Raw genomic sequence first — 21,009 nt, 5'->3', positions numbered from 1 at the left:
GGTTGATCCTGTAAAATGGTTACAGGACGTGCTCAGTAGAATAGCCGGCTATCCCGTAAACCGAATCAAAGAACTTCTTCCACATAACTGGAAACTTGAGCAAAGTTAAGCCACTCCCGAATTACGACATAGATGCTGTTGCTCGTAGGCTTACATGGTTTTGCATTGTATTATAAACGACTGGAGCAGGGTACGTTTGAACTACCTACTTATGACGCCTTATTACGTTCCATTGCTATTACCGAGCCCAGTTGATAATGATCCTGAAAGGTATTGTCCTGAAAACAGCCACTTACCGCAAACGATATGCCCGAATAAAATAACTGATAATCAAACTGTCATAATGATAATGCCGTATATTGTTTCTACATGGATACGGTACCGGAAAAAGATTACAAACAACTCTACGAACAGGTTCAAAAAGAGAACCAGGAGCTCAGGGCTGAGCTGCAGAAAATGCAGCTACAGATGAAAAAGTTCCAGCAGATGTTGTTTGGCAGCAAGCGTGACCGGTTCATTGATAATCCTGCTCAATTGTTGCTTGGCCTGGATCCTAACGAGGTATATCCCTCTTCTTCTCTCAGCGAAGCCCAAAAGATTACTTATGTAAAGGCTGATAAGAAAACCAGGGCTGAGCAGGCATCACTACATGCGTATCTGGAAAAGCTTCCGAGGGTCTACGAAACCCGGGAACCTGATCACTTACCATTGGGTGCAGAAAAGATAGGAGAAGAGCAGCATGAATCCCTTGAATACACACCTGGAAAATTTTTTGTCAAAGTAATCATTACCCCCAGATATAAGATCAATATTAATAACGATAAGGACCAGACATTAATTATATCTGCACCTACACCAGAACGGCCGCTATTTAAATGCATTGCCGGATCTTCATTCTTAGCTCAGCTGATCACTTCCAAAATATGTGATCATATGTCTTTATACAGGCAGAATAAGAGTTTTGAGCGAACTGCCGGTATTGGTATTCCATATAACACACTAGTTGACTGGTTTGGAGATGGTGTAGATATGATCACCCCGCTATATGGAGCTTTAAAGAAGGAGGTACTGGCCTTCCCTTATATCCATGTTGACGAGACGGGATTGAAGGTCATTTGCGCGGAAGAGAATAAATCCAAACAAAATATTCATGATGGCTTCCTCTGGTGCTACACTAATAGCATAAAGAAGCTGGTATTCTTTGATTACCAGCCAGGCAGAGGACAAAATTGCACAATAGGAATACTCAAGGATTTTAAAGGTGTTATCCAAACCGATGGATGGCACACCTACGAAAGGGTTGCAGCGAAGGTGAAGGACATCATCCAAATATGCTGTCTTGCACATGCGAGAAGAAAATTTACCGACGCGCAAGATTATGATAAGGAGCTGACAGGTTATGCTTTAGCCAGGTTTAAAGCACTGTATGACATTGAACGAAAATGTCATGAACAGCAGTTAGACTACAATCAGATCAAAGATATTCGTCAAAAAGAATCTGTCCCAATACTAAAAGAGTTACATGCCTGGATGCTGCAGCAATATCAGCGGCTACTTCCCTCATCACCTATATCCCTGGCGATAAAATATTCCCTTGAGAGATGGGAGCAACTATCCTATTATGTCAACGATGGAATGCTTCATCCGGATAATAATCCGTGTGAAAGAAATATCCGCCCCATTGCCCTCGGTCGAAAGAATTTCCCCTTCGCAGGAAGTGAGAAGGGAGCACACCGTCTTGCAATGTTGTATAGTCTTATTGGTACATGTGCCATGAACAATGTAAATCCATATGAATGGCTCAAGGATATCTATGACAGAATAAATAATCATCCTGTGAACAGACTTAGCGAACTCCTCCCACAAAACTGGAAATCCTGATCTCCTAATTTAAATACCTACAATTTTTCCATCAAAATACCTATACGGCCCTATCTCGGGTGCATGCATGTATACAAACATTCACAACTCCAGGTCAATCTCTAAAATATTCTCTATCTGGTAACTATAATTTTTTATTCCTATTTATATTGTGCTCGTTAGTCTTTTATGTTAACCTGCGATATATGACACTTAAAGCCCCTTTACTCCCCACTGATTTTTTTAAGGATATATGGGAGCATAAAGAAAGCCGGATTTGCCTAATTATATCTGTATTTATGGCCGGCATATTGTTATTTGTTATAATTAAATTATATCCCTTTCCAAATTTTTTACCAGATTCTTACTCTTATATAGACGCGGCATACAATAACGTCAATATAAACATGTGGCCAGTAGGCTACTCCAAATTCCTCCGCTTCATTAGTGTATTTAATCGGTCGGACACCGGACTGGTGATTGTTCAATATTTTTTGCTGCAACTAGCCATACTCTTTTTCTTATTCTCTATAAAATACTTGTTGCAGCCAGGCAAATGGACAATGAGGATGTTATTTGCCTTTCTTATCTTAAATCCGCTCTGGCTGTACATTGCTAACTTTGTATCCAGTGATGCGTTATTCGCGACTTTCAGTCTTTTATGGATAACAAGCCTGTTTTGGATACTATATCGCCCTGTCGGTAAAATGTTCATCTTCCACGCCCTGGTCCTGGGGGTTGTATTCTCCGTGCGTTACAATGCCTTGTATTATCCTTTTATAAGCGTTCTCGTTGTATTACTGGCAAATGGCACCATTAAAGAAAAGTTGTTGAGAATAGCTATTGTTATTGTGCCTGTCGGCTGGTTCCTACTCTATACAACACTTACATTTCAAGATAGGCTGGGAGTGGCCACATTTTCTCCTTTTGGGGGCTGGCAAATGGGAAGCAATGCCTTATTCATGTATGCTCATGTCCCTCCTGCCAAGAGAGGCCCTGTCCCAAAACAATTTGCGAGAATTCACTCTATTACCATAAAGCATATGGATTCCCTTAACCGACTAAAGCAAAGGCCTGACCAGGAGTTGGGTATCTATTACTTATGGGATGATAAGGCTCCTTTAAAGTTATATTTGATCGACAAATACAAAAAGGATAGCACTACACCGTATCTCAAACGTTGGGCTTCTGTTTCAAATTTTTATGGCCAATATGGTGCCTGGTTAATCAAACAGTATCCAGCTGAATTCCTTCGGTATTATATCTGGCCTAATTTTATAAATTATTATTCTCCACCCACCGAGTTCTTAGGAATATACAATATGGGCAGCGACACTGTTGATCCAGGCGCAGTAAGCTGGTTTGGTTATAAGTCCAACAATGTTCATCACTTCTCTAAGAACAAAATGATCATTCTCACTGCAATATTCCCGCTGTTACTAGCCATGATCAACGTCATATTCTTCTTTGGATTTATCGGGTTTGTCGTCCTTGGAGGCTTCTCAAAAGTCAGCCCTTATTACCGAACTGTATTATGGATCATGCTGTTGATATGGCTCAGTAACCTGGCATTTAGCGTATTTGCTTCGCCAATCGTTCTCCGGTACCAGGCATTCCCATTCATCTTCACACTTGCCTTTGCCGGCTTGCTGCTAGAGTTTGTGATCAAACAAAGCTTCCAGGAATCAAAACCCGAAAAAGAAGACGTTGAACCAGTCGTTGACCCGGCAATATAATATCCGCTTTCTCCTAACAATTCAGAACGCATACTGTGGTATTTTAGAACAGTTAACCACGACCCTTGAGGCGCCCTGTTTACAATTATTCAATACCATATTATGGAGTCTAAAAGAAATGCCATTATCATAGGAGCAGGCCCCGCAGGATTGACTGCCGCTTATGAGATGTTACACCGCACTGACATTATCCCCATTATATTAGAAAAAAGCGGAGATATAGGTGGTATCTCAAAGACGATTAATTATAAAGGGAACCGCATGGATATCGGGGGGCACCGGTTCTTCTCGAAGTCTGACCGAGTGATGCATTGGTGGCTGAATATTCTGCCTTTGCAGCCTGGTAGTGAGGAGTCTTTTAAGATCAGGTACCAGAATAAGTCCCGGGATATTAATAGAAAGGATCTGCCTGAGAACCTAAAGAGCAACGATCCTGATAAGGTGATGCTGGTGCGCAAACGCTTGTCCAGGATTTACTTCTTACGTCGCTTTTTTACTTATCCAATTACTCTATCTATAGATACGCTGAGGAAACTAGGCGTAGCCAGGACTATCGCCATTCTATTTTCTTACCTCTGGGCACAGTTATTCCCACGCAAGCCTGAAAAGAGTCTGGCTGACTTTATGATCAACCGGTTTGGGAAGACTTTATACCATCTCTTTTTCAAGGACTATACAGAAAAGGTGTGGGGTGTGCCTTGTGATGAAATTCCCGCCGAATGGGGGGCACAACGCATCAAAGGCGTAAGTATCCGCAAGGCGATAGAGCATGCCATCCAGGAGCTGAGCAGAAAGAAGAAAAAGGCTTCTGTGGATGTTGCGCAAAAAGACACTGAAACCAGCCTGATAGAACAATTCTTTTATCCCAAACTTGGCCCCGGTCAATTATGGGAGGAAGTAGCCCGCCAGGTTCAGGAGATGGGAGGCATTATTCACATGCATCATGATGTAAAGCATATTTATACTGACGATAACAAAGTAACGGCTATTAGTGCTGTCAATAATCAAACAGGGGAAGAGTTATCCCTGACAGGGGATTATTTCTTCAGCACGATGCCAGTAAAAGAGTTGATTGGAGGAATAATAGGGGAAGTACCCGAACAGGTTAAGGACATAGCCTCTAAGCTGCAGTACAGGGATTTCATTACCGTGGGTATCCTGCTCCGTAAACTTTCTTTCCTGGATAAACATACCGGGGAGTGGAAGCCATTGAAACTGGAAGATACCTGGATCTATATACAAGAGAAAGACGTAAAGGTGGGCAGGCTGCAGTTATTCAACAACTGGAGCCCGTATATGGTAAAAGATCCTGACACCGCCTGGGTGGGTATGGAATTCTTCTGTAATGAAACTGATGATTTCTGGAAGCTGCCAGATACAGAGATCGCAGCATTAGCCATCAGGGAACTTGAAAAGATCGGCCTGGCTACATCAGAGAATGTGCTGGACAGCACCGTACTGAGAGTGGAAAAGACCTATCCCGCTTATTTTGGTGCTTATGCTCATTTCGATAAGGTAAGAGCGTATACAGATCAACTGGAGAACCTGTTCCTGGTGGGACGTAATGGCATGCATAAATACAACAATGCAGACCATTCCATGCTGACAGCAATGGTAGCGGTAGACAATATTATAGAAGGTATCACCACAAAAGATAATATCTGGGCTATCAATACAGAACAGGAATACCACGAGGAAAAATCCGGCGACGCGGCGCCTGTAGCTGCTGCGCCTAAGCGCGTTCCTTCCTTCAAAGAATTCCTCTGGGATCTCCCCTGGAATAAAGCGCTCGTCTGGTTCGCTGGTTTAGCCGTCATTGTCCAGTTTTTCATCTTCAAACATTTATATCCTTCAGCAGGGTTTATTGATGGGGATTCTTACGTGTATCTCGAATCTGCTTATGGGAATTTTAGCATAAACACGTATCCGATTGGCTACTCAAAATTCCTGCGTTTCTTCAGTACGCTAACCATATCAGATACCGCACTGGTTGGATTCCAATATTTGCTGTTGCAGGCAAGTGCCCTCGCCCTTGTATTTACCCTTGCTTACTTCTATAAACCAGGAAAAGTTGCATTCGGCGTGCTCTATGTGGGTATGGTATTTAACCCGGTATTTCTTTACATGGCGAATTATGTTTCCAGCGATGCGTTGTTTTTGAGTCTTAGCCTTATATGGTTTACATTATTACTCTGGATACTCCATAGACCGAACCAAACCTTAATCATTTTACATGCTGTTGTTATCCTCCTGGCATTCACAGTAAGATATAATGCCTTGTTCTATCCAATTGTTGCTGCGTTGGCATTTATTATCAGCCGTCAGCCTTGGAAAAGAAAGGTAGTGGGAATTTTATCCAGTGTTATTCTCATAGCAGGATTTGTATGGCACACCAGCAATCAGTATGACCGGCTAACTGGCATCCGCCAGTTCTCACCTTTCAGCGGCTGGCAGATGGCCAATAATGCCTTGTATGCATACCGTTTTGTGCAAGATGAGCCACCACCTCCCATGCCGGCTAAGTTTAAGCAGCTGGACAAGATGGTGCGGACTTACTTTGATACCACCAAAAATATCTTCATGCACCAGCAGGAAATGATGATTGCGAATACATGGTATATGTGGGACCCGAAATCGCCGTTGCAGCAATATATGCACAATCAATTCAAAAAGGACTCAACCGCACATATATTAAAGAAGTGGGCTACCGTAGGGCCTCTTTTCGCCGAATATGGCTCGTACCTGATCAGGCAATATCCCACCACATTTGCCCAGTATTATTTACTGCCTAACACTATGAAGTACTATGCGCCACCAGTTGAGTTCTTAGATACATACAACATGGGTAAGGATAGTATTGCTCCAATTGGGCAAATGTGGTTTGGCTTTGAATCGAGGAAGCTGAAAACACATTTCAAGGATTTGAAAGTAACGATACTCAGCTTTTATCCCATCCTGGTTGGTGTGATGAATGTGGTGTTCTTATTCAGCCTTGTAGGGTTTGTAATACTCCATGGCATCAAACATAACAGGGCCTTGTCAATAGGTTTGCTATTAGCCTTCGGCCTCTGGATTATCAATTTTGGGTTCAGCGTATTCGCCTCCCAGATTGCGTTGCGGTTCCAGATGCTTCCAATATTAATATTTTTCTCCTTTGGATTGCTACTGCTGGATTATATCTGGAAGGCAGCCAATAATAAAATTCAATCGTAATGAGATCGTTGTTGTTAGTCTTAGTATTAGCCGGAATAGCCAGTTGTACGAAATATAGCCGCGCTTTGCCTCCTGGTATTGATAAAGACCTGCCGCCTTTTGATATCCAGTTACTGGATACGACTGTGAAGTTAAACACAGCTAAGATTCCTAAGGGGAAACCAGTGGTATTGTTCTTCTTTGGGCCGGACTGTCCCTATTGCCAAAGCTTGACAAGGGAAATCACCAAGCGGATGGATGAGCTAAAAGATGTGCGCTTTTATATGGCGACTATGGCAGATTTTAAGGAAATTCAGATGTATGATACCCTATTCAAACTGGATAAATATAAGAATGTAACAATAGGGAAGGACATGAAAGGCTTTTTCTTTACCTATTACAAAGCACCCGGCTTCCCATACCTGGTGATCTACGATAAAAAGAAAGAATTCAAACAAATAGTGATCGGAGGCGTAAGCGTGGATTCCTTGAAGAAAGTAATAAACTCCTAACAGTTTGTCCTGGCCAGGATCTGTTAGGAGTATTGATAATCCGAAAGCACTATTTTATAGAATATTAGTCACGCATGTCGTAAGGGTGATACAAGACGTTTCTGGTATTGTATACGTCAGGGTGGTATTCGCAGTATACCTTAACGTAATGGTAGCCGGTGGACCTGTTCTTACTGTCGTTGAATTGGTAGTTGTTATTTCAAAACAGAGTGTAGTAAAGAAAGACACCGGGTCTGTTGATGTGCAAAACGGCACTGTTGAAGAATACACACTCCCACCTATTGTGATAGAATTGGTATATCTCCATGCCGGCGTACTGTTAAACCTGAAAGCCTTAAAGGCAAAAGCACCTCCCACAACTGCCAGAAGGGCAATTAGAGAAAGAAAGAGTCTTGCTGTTTTCATGGTTTTTTTTCAAAAATACTGTAATAGTCTATGTATACAGTTAGTACTAAAGAAAAATTCATAGTACCCAGAGGTGCGTAGATCAGATTTTCTCATTGTTGCATTCGCGCGGGAATATTTTTGTTATTCATGCAACAATAAAGAATTCCTACTGCTTAATATTAGAATTCAACTCCGGCGGGCCAAATCGGACGTTCCTTCCCCTCATTTCATGGATAGCCGGGCTGGTCCTATCATGCAATGCTTTAAAATAGTTGACTATTGCGAAAGCTCGACTGCTTATCAAGGAGCATGAAGAAGAAATGTGACTAATTTGCTGGTACATAGTTAAGCTCTTTCGCTTTTTGAGAATGCGTATGAGCCTAACTGTTACTATAAAATAGCAGTTGTACATGTAGTAGTAAGGGTACATGAAGTTGCTGGAATTGTAAATGTTAAGTCTGGATTTACTGCATTTCTTAACGTAATTGTAGACGGTGATCCAGGTCGTATTGTTGATGTGTATGTAATTGTTATTTCAACACAGTTTGTTGTAAAGAATTTCGTTGCATTTGCTGAAGTACAAAACGAACTTGTCGAAAAATACACACCGCCAGCGATAGAAATAGAAGTTGTATATCTCCATACTGGGTTCCCATTAAACCTGAAAGCCTTAAAGGCAAAAGCACCTCCCACAACTGCCAGCAGGGCAATTAGAGAAAGAAAGAGTCTTGCTGTTTTCATGGTTTTTAACTAAAGCTACGATAACGGGTTATTTATCCACTTAGGACTAAGCACAAATTGATTGGCAGTAAGGGATATTTGGTTGCCTTTATGTATGCACTAAATCCTGCTCCATCCGCTTCCACAACTGGTCGAGTTCTTCGTGGTCTTCCTCATCCATTGTGTCTTCAATAACTTTCGCCTTATCGTGTAATTTATAGTTATCCAGCCGCGTTTTCTTCACATGAAGAACGCCTTCATGGATATACACTTCATAGGACCGGTAGTCCAGATAATTGGTGTAAAAGATGATCCGGTCAGGTAAGATATCATGTGCGAGGCTTTCCTCCTCATCAAAGTACGTTCCTCCTTCTTCGCTTCCATATTTGGATGTGATCAGCTGAAAGCTGGATAAATTAATAAAGTCCATGCCATAAAGTTAATGCTTAATCACTTATTTAGAAATGAAACCAGGCCTGGACATCCATAGGGGAAGCTGCTTATTCTTCAAATAATGGTCAAAAAACGCCTGCTGCTTCATATTAAAATCCAGCAGACAGCCAGGATCAAACAACACATGTCCTTCTCCTTCATATTCCAATAACCAAACGGGTTTTCCCAATCGCCTTAACGCCGTAAAAAAGGCTACGGATTGAGAGAACGGTACCGCGCCATCGTCTTTATTATGCATTAATAACAGCGGAGTCGTTACCTTATCTGCCAACAGGACTGGAGACCCTTGCAGATAGGTCTGAGGGGCCTCCCAGGGAGCTGCTCCCTGATTCAGCTGCCCTACTTCAGATATATAATGATAACTTCTTCCTCCAAAACCCGTTCCACCATGTAAGCCAAATAGGTCTGCCGGACCGGCAGAGGCCTGGGCAGCCGCAAATAGATTAGTATGCGTGATCAGGTAGTTGGTTTCATAGCCGCCAAAGCTATGCCCCTGTAAGCCCATTTTTTGTGTATTCACATAGGGGAGGGATGACAGGTATTGTACAGCTGAAGTGACGGTGCGGAGAATAGATGCCCCTGACAGCCCGGTAGGGCGATAAATATCCGGTACGAAAACAAGATAACCATTGCTCACATACCAGGGGATATTGATATCTCCGGTGCTTAGGCGCACGCTAGGAAAGACGTATAGTCCCTTACTCTTCTCCTCGTAGTAATGGAAAATAACAGGATACTTTTTCGTACTGTCAAAGTCCTCCGGTTTATACAATATCCCCGTACCAGTCAGGCTATCGGAAACAGGCCAGCGCACAAGGCGTGCCTGGAGCCAGTTGAAAGCATGCTGGGGCTGAATATCCGAGAGGCGGTTAAAATGCCGGAAATCGGTAGTCGCGACCAGGTTAGGCGCTGCAGTATCGCTTTGGTGCTGTAGCAGGTAAATACCGGCCTTGCGAGCTTTGATGGGTGGTGGCGGCTCGTGCACCACCAATGCCGGGAAATGGTAAACACAAGGCTCCAGCGTGGGCAGCGTAATAGCCGTATTAGCGCCTGCTTTGATATACGTAAAGCCATTATACCTGTTACTGTCCAGGCATGTAATGAGCAGGGATGCATTCAGCTTCAGGGTAGGCAGTTCCTGCGGATATACGATCCGCAGAGTAGTCTGATGTTGATGACCATAACCATTGGTGATATTCAACGGCGGCAATTTGCCTGTTGGATCCAGCAGCCAGATGTCAAATTCATCATAAATGAGTACGCGGGTATCATTGGCTAACCAGCCGGCCATACCATAAGGCAGTACTTCTTTCCGGCTGATATGCGTATTAATCAATGAAGTGGGAATGCCTGCAGAAATATTCCGCGTAATACCACTACTGATCTCATAGCTGAAATAATGTTTTCCCTGCACATCAAACCAGGTAACAAACCGTTCTGTAGGTGATAACTCGATCTGAAATACCTGCTGCGGCGAACGGATAATATTCCGCCGGCTGCCATCAGTAAGCGATATAAGATCATAAGCGGGTATCTGCCGGGGATTCCAATAGGCGTCTTCTTCATTAGTGACATTGCAGACCATCGCGAAATGATTGCCCGGCGCACCACATACCGTACTATCTACATTTTCCAGTTGAATGATATTTCCGCCGGATATGGGAATGACTGCGGAGAATTGTGCATACGGATCCGGTGGCTGCTGGGAGTGTAAACGTACATCCCGATAATCCCAGATCGCTAATTTATCCGTAATAATGCTGCTGTCTTTAGCAGTGTCTCCCTTTTTCTTTACCACTTTGAAAAACAGTAAGCGGTCATCCTTGCTAAACTGCAGCATACCACTGGCAGGGAGGAATTCCTTCTTCTTCGGCGACACAAGCAGACGGGCGCTATCCATATCATGCCTGTAATAATGGATCTCCGCTGCCGCGGGATCGCCTGCAGTGAAGGCAAGGCGTGTTCCTGAATGATCGAATGTAATATTGCTGATGTTTTTTTTAGTAGCGATCTGTTTTTGTTGCTTGTGCTGCAGATCCATCCAGATCAAACAATCCTGTATTTTTAGTATCAGGACAGTGCCCTGCCGGTTGAAATAAGCCGGCATTGCATCCGGGTAATACGCCTCCTTGCCGGTACGCAGGTTCCTGACAAGCAGTGTATCCCCATGTTGTGCCTTCAGCCATTCGCCATTGCCCTCTTCCGGCAAGGTGAAATTGTTGACACCTGGAAGGGATTCCACATCATTAGTACCCAGCCAAAGAATCCCCAGGCCTTCACCCGAAATGAAGATAAGATGTTTATTATCCGCTGCGAAGGCCGCTTCCCGCACACCCGTGAAGATCTTTTTATAATCGCCGTTGACAGCCCTTACCACCAATGTGCTTCCCGTGACCTCCGCCCCATAGGTGTACCAGACATATTTGCCATCATCAGAAATATCGCAGTTAAAAAGCAATTCCCAACTTTTATAAGACGTGTTGGAAATAGATGGCTTTTGAGCCAGCAGGGGCAGATAACAGAGGCATAAGAGCCCAATGGCAATGCTTTTCATATAAACGGGGTCACTTTAAGGTACTACAATGTACGGAAGTATTACAGCACCATTCGCGCCACAGAGCAGGAGCATCTCCTAAGTAAATACAGGATCTCCAAAGTAAGCGGCGAAATATCAGGGTAAATTGGATAAACTAACCCTGACTTCAGAACATCTATCACCCTAAAACTATTGCCATGCAAAAAGCCAGAATTATCTTAATTGCCATGATTATTGTTGTGGGAATCGGCGGCATGCTTGCCTTTAAAGCCAGCAGATTCAATACCTCTCCGGTGTGGAGATATACTACTCAGATATCTACTTTCGGAACGGTATACTCTACTAACACCATATTCTGTACTGCACTCGGAGCTACACGTTACTTAACTACCACAGGTCCCACTACCACCGTTATCTTCAGTATTGGTCCTGCAATAGGCAACATCACTTTGCAGGAAGTTGGCGGAACAAATACATTCATCATCGGTAATCAGCCTTGTGCATTAATCACTACCCGTACCACCGCTGCCATGTAGTGATATGCCTTGTGGCCGGAACGGTTGGAATAACAAAACCACTTATCATGAAAAACGCTAGAATTCTACTGGTACTCATCCTCGTCTGCGCGATGACAGGCGGCCTGCTGGCTTTTAAAATAAGCAGATTTACTTCAGAGCCGGTCTTTACGCCAACATCTATTGTATATGAGACTGTTGGTAACAAGATATACTACACAACGGGAAATCTATGTACAACCGCTCCATGGTTTATTACCACTGTTCCCGGTAGTCTGTCCCACGTTTATTACCTGGTCACCAGCCAGCCGATCGGCGTAAAAACATTGCAGGCTGTTTCCGGAACGGAAACAATCACCCGCCAGTTTTATTGGTGCACCACCACGATAACAAATATCACAACAGCTATGTAAGATCTGCATGGCGGGGAACTTTCCTGTTTTGAACGGTTCAGGAAGGTTCCCTTTTTTACCAGGTATTTACTTTCCGTATCTCGTCCACACCAATCTTCACCACCTTCCTGTCGTACGTCATAAACCCATTCTCCTCCGATTCCACATCATAGGGCTGTGTGTATATTGCTGCGGATAGTCCTTGTTTCTCATACAACTTCAACCTGCCCATCATGTACCTGTACTTCTCGGCAAACTTCGCTGCACTTACTTCCACATAACCCCATCCCGTTTTAGGCGCCCACTGATGCCCCGGCGTGATTACGCGCACACCGCCCCATTCTCCCAATATCCTCGCTTTCCCCGGTAATGCGGGCGCTATGGATGGCCCGGGATAATAATGCACATCTGCCACATCACTGCTGATCCAGCGGTCACGTACCGGTGTGTCGCTGTATACATCCAGGTTCTCCCCGGAATGACCGTTCGTGATCCGCGAAGGATCGGCCTGTTTCATCCACTCTGTAAGGCGTTTCTGATCATACTTCCCCCATCCTTCATTGAACAGTACCCACATCACAATGGATGGGAAATTATGTAACTGGTAGAGGTTCTCATTATTCTCCTGTTCAAACTGGGAAGTAGAATAGAAGTCTTCGTCCGCACAAGGCACCATGTCCTGCCATACCAGCATACCTAAGCGGTCGGCATGATAATACCACCGGTCGGGTTCGAGCTTCACATGCTTGCGGATAGTATTAAATCCCATATCCTTCATCATCCTGATATCAAAGGCCAGTGCGGAATCAGTGGGGGCAGTGTACAATCCTTCCGGCCAGTAACCCTGGTCGAGTACCCCCAGCTGGAAGGTATATTTATTATTAAGGAACAGGCGCGGCATGCCCGAACTATCCTTCTGCACCGCTATCTTCCGCATCCCGAAATAACTGGTCACAGAATCGACCACCTGCCCATGCCGCCGTAACCGGATCTTCAGGTAATAAAGAAAAGGATCCGCAGGGCTCCATAAACGGGCAAAAGGAACGCCGATGTCCAGCATCCTGCCGGCAGGGCCGGAGGTATGAGCAACGGCCTGGGTGCCGGCATAAGCAATGGCCTCGATGACACTGCCGGCCGTATCGGAAGTATTGACCCGCAGATTGAGACAGTTGGCGTCAATGTCAGGCGTCATGTACAAATCAGTAATATAGGAAGGCGGCACCGTCTCCATCCACACCGTCTGCCAGATACCGCTGACAGCTGTATAAAGTATCTTCCGCGGACGTAAGGTCTGTTTCCCACAGGGATTAGGTCCCAGGTTAGAAGGATCGAGCACACTCACGACAAGTTCATTATCACCTTCCTGCAGGGAAGCTGTAATATCAAAAGAGAAATGCTGATAGCCGCCCATATGCCTGCCCAATAGCTTGCCATTCAGAAAGACTGCAGCCCTCCAGTCTACCGCGCCAAAATGCAGCAGTATCCGTTTGCCGCCGCGCGTATCCGGCTTTTTGATAGACCGTTTATACCAGAGCCGCTGTGTAGGTAACAAAGCCCGCTGTACGCCGGATAGTGCCGATTCGACAGGAAAAGGCACCAGTATCTCACCGTCAAATTTCAGGGGCATCGCATCATCCCAACGGGTAATGGCATATTCCCAGAGGCCGTTCAGGTTCTGCCATTGCGAACGTACCATCTGCGGCCGCGGATACTCGGGTAAAACGTTGTCAGGAGAAACTTCAGCTGCCCACCGCGTTTGAACAGGCACCGGCTGTATGGACCATCTGCCGGAAAACCAATCGCCCTCACCAGTGGCAAGGGCGATCTGAAAACAGGGGAAGCATAGGGTAACAAACAAAAGCGTGCTTTTAAACGGTTTCATGTACCTGGGTTAATGAGTGAATGGGGGAATACAAATAATGAGATGAGAAAACAATTGGCATTTTACAATTGGTATATGTTGCGATATATTGGAAATGGTAACATTGTAAGAAAAATGGTCCCGGCTAGAAAGCCAGGACGTTGTTTTCCTCAATATACCATTAAATGTTCTTGTCGTATTATAGGTCGTTATGGCAACGAAAACGAATAATATTGTTCTTTCTGTATTAAAGTTACGTCATGATATGAGGTTGTTGTTTAGGAGTTCAACGTTGAACTTTGGAAAGAGAGAATAACAATTAGGAATTAATGCTACTGTTCTTTCTCAGTTCACGCGGACTCATTGAAAAACGTTTCTTTACGGCGTAGGAGAAGCTGGAATAATCGGTGTAGCCGAATTCTTCAGCAAGGTCCTGCAAGGGCACAGCCGTTTCGGTGAGCTTGCGGTAAATGATACGCATACGCGCGTTCTGGAAGAAGTCGTATACGGTAATACCGTGACGGCTCCGGAAGATCTCTTCCAGTTTCTTTTCATTCGTACCGGCAAATCTCGCCAATTGTTTGAGGGTAGGAGGTGATGGTTGCTGCAGATGTTTCAGCAAATGTACCTCTGTCTTCTGGCCCCTTTCATGGTCGGCCGCGCTTAGGCCGTTGGCATCTGTAAGGTAACGTGAAAGCATATCAAGTGATTCAATGATGAGTTCTCCGGTTTTCTGTTCTCTGTATTTTTCGCTGGCAGCCTTAGGTAACTGGCGTTCGGTAATATCCTGTATAATATTGCGAAGGCGTTCATGGGCAATCATATTCTGATCCAGGAGGGTAATGGTATCTTTATAATCCAGCTTCTTCAATAGGTCTAGTACAACCGGGAAACTTTCCTGGTAACTCTTCAGCTCTTCCACCGGGATCTGGATGTCCAAAGCAACATAAATACCTGCTGCCTTGAAGCGGACCACATGGCGTAGTCGCGGAGTAACCACTATATTCATCTGGTGCTGAAAAGTTTCTCTTTCATGACTGTTCAGCTCATAAAACATACTACCCTTTAATGTATGGTGGAACAGCAGATCGTCCACATTTCCTTTTACTTTGAATGCTGTTGGTTTATTAATGATATAATGACTCACCCATGCATTGTAACTATGATTTGCTACCTGCTGGAACAGGATACAGCCAAAGCTGTCACTCACCGCGTAAAACGGCTTCGTGCCCTGCAGCGCGTAGCTGGAATAGGCCTCAGGCATACCGGGGGTAAACAGTATCGGTTGCCCGATGTGGGTTGAAATGGACAATGGTAGGGTCATCGTACTACCAAATTATAACACAGTACTGCAACGGCATTACCAGTCTCATATATTTTTGATTTTTCCGCTTTGCGTAAATACTTTTCCCTTTTTGTCTAAGATATCTTTTATGGCATCCCGACCTTCGCGCATTACACCGGTAAGGAGACCCTGTACAACTCAACAGGGACCAGCCCCTTCCGTAAAGCAATCTCTCATACCATGGGAAACGACATTCAAGCAAACACTAAGAAAAAAAGGACATCCTGGAGAAAGAAACTGAACGCCTGGCTTCACCTGTGGCTGGGACTGACGTCTGGCATCATTGTGTTCATCGTGAGTATCACGGGCTGCATTTTCGTGTTCCAGAAAGAGATCAACGAATGGGTACATCATGATGAGTTGTTCGTCACCGCCCGGCATACACCTGTGCTGCCGCTAAGCGTACTACAGGAGAAGGCACAGATTGCTTTAGGAAAAGAGTTCCCCATACGTAGTGTCTTCACCTACAGAACCCCAGACCGCGCCTGGGAGTTCCTCAGCTATGCCGAAGGCGATAAAAATGCGCTCACCATCTTCGGCGCTACCGCTTTCTATAAAGCGGCCTATATAGACCCTTACACCGGCCATGTAACTGCAGTACACGATATGAAACAAGATTTCTTCGTGATCGTGAAGTACCTGCACTGGAGTTTGTTACTGAATACGAAATACGGTCAGCCGATAGTGGGATGGGCTACCTTCATCTTCGTCGTCCTCCTCATCACAGGCCTCATACTCTGGTGGCCGAAGAAATGGACAAAGAAGGCACGCGAGCAAAGCTTCAAAATAAAATGGTCGGGCAACTTCAAAAGGGTGAACTACGACCTGCATAACGTACTTGGTTTTTATGCACTACTGATAGCCTTAGTGCTTGCCCTTACGGGGATGGTATGGGCCTTTAAATGGTTCCAGGCCACTGTCTATGTAGTAGCATCCCGCAGTATTACACCGCCACAGCATAAAGAAGTACAATCAGATACTTTAGCACTGCCACTGGCCGGCAGCAATCCGCTGGATCTGGCTTATGCGACGGCAGTACAGCAGTTCCCCAAGGCCAAACGTATCAGCGTATTTGCCAGGGCGAATAGTAATACCGCCACCATCCGCATGTCTGCCTATTGGGGAAAGGAAACCTATTATGATAGGGATGATCTGCAATTTGACAAGAACACAGGCAAACTGCTCTTACACGAAACAGCGAAAGACAGGAACGCAGGTGAGAAACTGATCGGCATGAACTACGATATCCATGTAGGTGCCATTGCCGGCCTGCCGGGTAAGATCCTGGCTTTCTTCGCAAGCCTGATCTGTGCCAGCCTGCCTGTAACCGGCTTCCTGGTTTGGTGGAATAAAGGGAGGAAGGAAAAAGGTAGTAAACATCATAAGAAAAGAAAACAGGAGCAAGCTGCAAGTAAGTTGTATGTTAACAATAGCGGCGGATTAACAACGAATATTCCACCTGTCCGGAATAACTAACAAATACTTAAATATTATAAAATAGAAAAGCGTCTCCTCAATGGGACGCTTTTCTTTTGTTCGTGTTCTTATTGGGGTTAAGTCGTGGTATGACAGGCCGGATGGTGACAGGCAGCTCCTGCGCTTTATAGACAGTCGTAATTATTTTTCGGATGGCTCTTTTGTCGCACCTGTCGAAATATGCTTGTATGAATGCGGGGTCCATAATAGTAGGTATTAAATGTGATGAATAGCTCTATGGGCATTGTGTTAAGTCAAAGGTAGACAGCAGCGCAAGCCTCTACAATGGGAAATAACCGGGATCCAGGGAGGGCATTTTCCCCGGGTATATAAGTGGGATGCCCCATGTTTTATACTTGTGTGCTGTAAATCGATCGCAGGAAGTTATCTTGCTCTTATCAATCACCCTCACAACACCCCACAACATGAAAAAGAGCACTTATCTGTTTAGCATTGTATTACTGTTTTTCTTTGGTTTGATAGCTTGTCAGCAGCAGCAAAAATCTCCCACTACATCTGAAGCATCAGCTCATTCAACTGATATCAATGATGAGATCCGGCTTATTTGTGTAAACAAGGGCTTGCCCGAACGAGGTGCAACACTGCCTTATGGGCTGGCGGAGAAGTGCTTTAAGGAGTATGATTCCGTCATGAAAAAATACTGTTTTCTGCATGACACCGGCGAGGTGAGACGTGAAAATGATCCGCGTAATTTACCCGGAACTGCCAGACGGCGCCAAGTGGACTCGTTTCGCGTGATTACACGATCAGAAAGCTTTCTGGGAACGGATGTCATATGCTGGCTGGCTAAGCGTAGCCTGCTGGCACCGGATACGAGTAAGATAGTGACCGAACTGCGAATGGGCATGTATACTGAGGACTTCCTGGACAATGCTGCCTCTATATATGGAAAGGATCCGAAAGAATTAAAGAAGGATAAATTAGGAAGGGTAACAGTGTTTCTGGTACCTTATACCAAGAGCGGGAACAAACGGCTTCCACCTTCGGAGGTCTACGACTTCGGAAGTTTACAACCTTAAAATAAAAGGGTCTTTTGTGATGCTTGCCAATCACAAAAGACCCATATCTTTTACGTATATTGTTAATCCTGCACTACGGCCTCAAATACCTCCACCTTCTTCTGTAATTCTTCTGCCGGTGTACCTGTTAGATCAGCTGCTTTCTCCACATCAATGATCTCTTCTGCCAATAATCTGCATATCATCCTGTCAAAACGATACGTTTTCTCCTGGCCCGTATACATCCCTAACCCTATCTCATCAACATTATCTGCCAGCAGTTTAAAAAAGGCATTGGCATTTTTGCGGTCGATGATCTCTTTGAAGATCGCCTGTTGCATGATAGCCCGCATAGGTAGTCCGTACTGCTCTTTGATACAGATCAATTCCCCCGGCGCGATGGCCATCCGTTTGTTGCCTATCAATGTTTCCAAAGCATCCCCCGGCAACAACATCGCTGCTGCAAAGGTCTCACAGAGCTTATGCCTGTCTGCTTCTGCAGAGATGTTTAGTGCCAGCTGCCCCAGTTCATACATGGCTGCAAAACGTTTAATATCTGCCGGGCGATCCTTATGCAGCACTATCACTGGAATCTTTCCCACATAGGTGCTTAAACCATCAAAGATAGCCGGCGATGCTACCTGGATCACGCGTACGCCTTTCCCTTCCAGCATTTCCGTTACATTATGCAGCGCACCCCATCCCAGGTCCCATTTGTTCAGCAGTTTGGCAGCAACATCCACAGCTGCCAGTTCATCAGGCACCGGAATAGGCTTTACTGGGTTGGTGAACCTGGACCTGATATTGAGCAGGGTTTCTACCTGCAGATAGTGCTCCAGTATGTCTTTCACCTGTTCTTTGATACTCTCCAGCTGTTTGACAGGCAGGTTGCCTTTGCGCTCAAACTCGAATGCAGGCAGTTTGAAGATCGGCTGAGTGTCGAAATAGCTAAGCTTTACCGCTAATGTTTTTGAGAGAATCTGTAATATTTTGCGGGAAGGCAGCATAGCGCCTGCCTCGTATTTGCTCAGCGCCTGTTTGCTGACCATATGATTACTTTGATTAACGAGGTCCTGTAAGGACCAGCCTTTGATCTTGCGTGCCGCTTTTAATCTCTCTCCGAAATATTGCATAAATTAAAATTTAAGGGGCATCGATCTATTGTTGCCTGGTGAGCTCTGCGAGAGCCGTTTTAAATAACGTGTCTTTTGTTAACAGAACAGAACGATTAACCGGTTTGGCGGCAAACTTATAATTATTTGTTCAAAGAGAGAACGTACATCCGTAAATACTCAATAGGGACAGGTTGAAGATAATTTGAATATCTTTAAGTAAATACAACTTGCTGATGAAAAACCTGCATAATCTGTTGTTATGTGCAACACTGGGGCTTGTCGCCTGCAACCCGGGGGCCGGACCAGCCGGTACAGCCGAAGATTCTACCGCTATTAAAGCCATCGATTCAGCCGGATTGGCGCAGGATATTTCCGTGCTTGCCTCCGACGAATTCCAGGGGCGTAAACCCTTTACTATCGGCGAAGAGAAAACACTGGCATACCTCATAAAACGTTTTAAAGAAATCGGTCTGAAGCCAGGTAATGATACCAGTTATCTGCAGGAAGTGCCCATGGTGGAGATTAAATCCGTACCGGAAGGAGACCTGCGCATCACCGGTAAAAACGGTGATCTGCAGCTCAGTTACCTCGACCAGTACGTGGCAGGTACCAAACATGTGCAGCAACGGGTGGCTATCAATAACTCGGAAATGATATTTGCCGGTTTCGGTATTGTGGCGCCTGAATACAACTGGAACGACTATGCAGGACTGGATGTAAAAGGCAAAACGGTGGTCGTAATGGTCAACGATCCCGGTTTTTACGATAGCACCCTGTTCAAAGGCAAGACCCATACAATGACCTATTATGGCCGCTGGACTTATAAATTCGAAGAAGCTGCCCGGCAGGGTGCTGCGGGTGTCCTGATCATTCATGACGTATTACCTGCCAGCTATGGCTGGACGGTGGTGCGCAGTGGCTGGTCAAAGCCTAAACTGGACCTGCAAACCCCCGACGATAACAAGAGCCGCGCTACCATCGAAGGCTGGCTGACCCAGGAATCTGCCAAAAGGCTGTTTCAACTGGCAGGAGTGCCAGACAGTGTCATGAACCAGGCAAAACGCCCCGGTTTTAAAGCCGTGCCTTTAGGCGTGAATGCCTCCCTCGCATTGCAGAGCAAGATTCGGAAATCAGTGTCCCACAACGTGGCAGCCCTGTTGCCCGGTACGGAAAGGAAAAATGAGTACATTATCTACTCTGCCCACTGGGATCACCTGGGGATAGGAGAAGCTGTAAGAGGCGATTCCATCTACAACGGAGCGCTGGATAATGCCTCCGGTGTAGCTGGCCTCCTGCAACTGGCAACGGCCTTTTCCAGGCTGAAACAGGCGCCTAAACGCTCTGTGTTATTTCTGGCATTGACAGGAGAGGAACAGGGGCTGTTAGGCTCCGAATATTATGCCTCGCATCCTGTCTTTCCCATAAAATCGACCGTGGCAGATATCAATATGGACGTATTGAACTACTTCGGACGTACGAAAGATATTACCATCATCGGCAAGGGACAATCTGAGCTGGACGACTATGCCGCCCGGTCAGCAGAGAAACAGGGCCGCTTCCTGGTGCCGGAAGCCAATCCTTCCGGAGGCTGGTTCTTCCGCTCCGACCATTTCAATTTTGCCAAAGTGGGTATCCCTGCCTTATATCCCGGCAGTGGCGACCAATCCCTGGCCCACGATTCAGCCTGGGCGCCCGATCATAAGACTGTCTACGGACGGGATCATTACCATTCTCCATTTGATCAGATGGACAGCAGTTGGGAATTGTCCGGAATGGTGGAAGATGTTCGTTTCCTGTTTGATGTTGGTTTGACGTTGTCAAATGAGGATAAGTTCCCGCAATGGAAAGAAGGTTCTGAGTTCAAGTCGAAACGCTAGTGCTTAAACTACG

At 45.3% G+C, this 21,009-nt stretch carries 16 protein-coding genes; 11 read left to right on the top strand and 5 right to left on the bottom strand.

Annotation, left to right across the window (positions count from 1 at the left end; all coding sequences use genetic code 11):
- From L3C95_RS27245 to L3C95_RS27220, 6 genes are all read left to right on the top strand, one after another.
- The coding region (locus L3C95_RS27245; protein WP_236392762.1) for a transposase domain-containing protein at nucleotides 1–109 on the top strand (109 nt) is incomplete at its 5' end.
- Nucleotides 110–369: 260 nt separating this feature from the next.
- On the top strand, nucleotides 370–1,881 hold the full coding sequence (tnpC, locus tag L3C95_RS27240; RefSeq protein ID WP_236392761.1) for an IS66 family transposase: 1,512 nt from the start codon (nucleotides 370–372) through the stop codon (nucleotides 1,879–1,881).
- A gap of 185 nt (nucleotides 1,882–2,066) precedes the next feature.
- Entirely contained in the window at nucleotides 2,067–3,596 is a 1,530-nt protein-coding gene (locus tag L3C95_RS27235) for a hypothetical protein (protein ID WP_236392760.1), read from the top strand.
- Between the two features lie 102 nt (nucleotides 3,597–3,698).
- Entirely contained in the window at nucleotides 3,699–6,809 is a 3,111-nt protein-coding gene (locus L3C95_RS27230; RefSeq protein WP_236392759.1) for an NAD(P)-binding protein, read from the top strand.
- Entirely contained in the window at nucleotides 6,809–7,300 is a 492-nt protein-coding gene (locus tag L3C95_RS27225) for a TlpA family protein disulfide reductase (RefSeq protein WP_236392758.1), read from the top strand. Before L3C95_RS27230 ends, L3C95_RS27225 begins: the two co-directional genes overlap by 1 nt.
- Before the next feature lie 4 nt (nucleotides 7,301–7,304).
- Nucleotides 7,305–7,769 (top strand): hypothetical protein, encoded by a 465-nt coding sequence (locus L3C95_RS27220; RefSeq protein ID WP_236392757.1) that lies wholly within the window; start codon nucleotides 7,305–7,307, stop codon nucleotides 7,767–7,769.
- Nucleotides 7,770–8,516: 747 nt separating this feature from the next.
- On the opposite strand, the gene L3C95_RS27215 is transcribed toward L3C95_RS27220, so the two are convergent.
- Together L3C95_RS27215 and L3C95_RS27210 are read right to left on the bottom strand one after the other, a co-directional pair.
- Entirely contained in the window at nucleotides 8,517–8,837 is a 321-nt protein-coding gene (locus L3C95_RS27215; protein ID WP_236392756.1) for a hypothetical protein, read from the bottom strand.
- Between the two features lie 24 nt (nucleotides 8,838–8,861).
- Nucleotides 8,862–11,414 (bottom strand): alpha/beta hydrolase family protein, encoded by a 2,553-nt coding sequence (locus tag L3C95_RS27210; RefSeq protein ID WP_236392755.1) that lies wholly within the window; start codon nucleotides 11,412–11,414, stop codon nucleotides 8,862–8,864.
- 179 nt (nucleotides 11,415–11,593) lie between these two features.
- On the opposite strand from L3C95_RS27210, the gene L3C95_RS27205 reads away from it, so the two are divergent.
- Together L3C95_RS27205 and L3C95_RS27200 are read left to right on the top strand one after the other, a co-directional pair.
- Nucleotides 11,594–11,932, top strand: coding sequence for a hypothetical protein (locus L3C95_RS27205; protein ID WP_236392754.1), 339 nt, complete (start codon nucleotides 11,594–11,596; stop codon nucleotides 11,930–11,932).
- Nucleotides 11,933–11,979: 47 nt separating this feature from the next.
- The gene (locus tag L3C95_RS27200) at nucleotides 11,980–12,324 is read left to right on the top strand and encodes a hypothetical protein (protein ID WP_236392752.1); all 345 of its coding nucleotides are present in this window, start codon (nucleotides 11,980–11,982) and stop codon (nucleotides 12,322–12,324) included.
- 55 nt (nucleotides 12,325–12,379) lie between these two features.
- Here L3C95_RS27200 and L3C95_RS27195 read toward each other — a convergent pair whose 3' ends face one another.
- Together L3C95_RS27195 and L3C95_RS27190 are read right to left on the bottom strand one after the other, a co-directional pair.
- A complete protein-coding gene (locus tag L3C95_RS27195) occupies nucleotides 12,380–14,185 on the bottom strand; it encodes a glycoside hydrolase family 2 protein (RefSeq protein WP_236392750.1) in 1,806 nt (601 codons plus the stop codon).
- Between the two features lie 298 nt (nucleotides 14,186–14,483).
- The gene (locus L3C95_RS27190) at nucleotides 14,484–15,488 is read right to left on the bottom strand and encodes a helix-turn-helix domain-containing protein (RefSeq protein WP_236392748.1); all 1,005 of its coding nucleotides are present in this window, start codon (nucleotides 15,486–15,488) and stop codon (nucleotides 14,484–14,486) included.
- A 201-nt stretch (nucleotides 15,489–15,689) separates the two neighbouring features.
- Between L3C95_RS27190 and L3C95_RS27185 the strand changes: the two genes are divergently transcribed.
- A complete protein-coding gene (locus L3C95_RS27185) occupies nucleotides 15,690–16,985 on the top strand; it encodes a PepSY-associated TM helix domain-containing protein (RefSeq protein WP_236392747.1) in 1,296 nt (431 codons plus the stop codon).
- Nucleotides 16,986–17,410: 425 nt separating this feature from the next.
- Nucleotides 17,411–18,025, top strand: coding sequence for a hypothetical protein (locus tag L3C95_RS27180; RefSeq protein ID WP_236392745.1), 615 nt, complete (start codon nucleotides 17,411–17,413; stop codon nucleotides 18,023–18,025).
- A 62-nt stretch (nucleotides 18,026–18,087) separates the two neighbouring features.
- Here L3C95_RS27180 and L3C95_RS27175 read toward each other — a convergent pair whose 3' ends face one another.
- Nucleotides 18,088–19,137 carry a helix-turn-helix domain-containing protein gene (locus L3C95_RS27175; RefSeq protein ID WP_236392743.1) on the bottom strand — a complete coding sequence of 350 codons (1,050 nt, stop codon included), beginning with the start codon at nucleotides 19,135–19,137 and terminating at the stop codon, nucleotides 18,088–18,090.
- Nucleotides 19,138–19,352: 215 nt separating this feature from the next.
- On the opposite strand from L3C95_RS27175, the gene L3C95_RS27170 reads away from it, so the two are divergent.
- Nucleotides 19,353–20,996, top strand: a complete 1,644-nt coding sequence (locus L3C95_RS27170; protein ID WP_236392742.1) for a M28 family metallopeptidase — start codon at nucleotides 19,353–19,355, stop codon at nucleotides 20,994–20,996.
- Nucleotides 20,997–21,009 lie beyond the last annotated feature (13 nt).

Origin of the sequence: Chitinophaga filiformis (assembly GCF_021646545.1) — a bacterium.
GTDB classification, from domain to species: domain Bacteria; phylum Bacteroidota; class Bacteroidia; order Chitinophagales; family Chitinophagaceae; genus Chitinophaga; species Chitinophaga filiformis_A.
The sequence above is the reverse complement of the archived record's forward strand: the minus strand, read 5'-3'. Positions and strand labels throughout refer to the sequence as shown.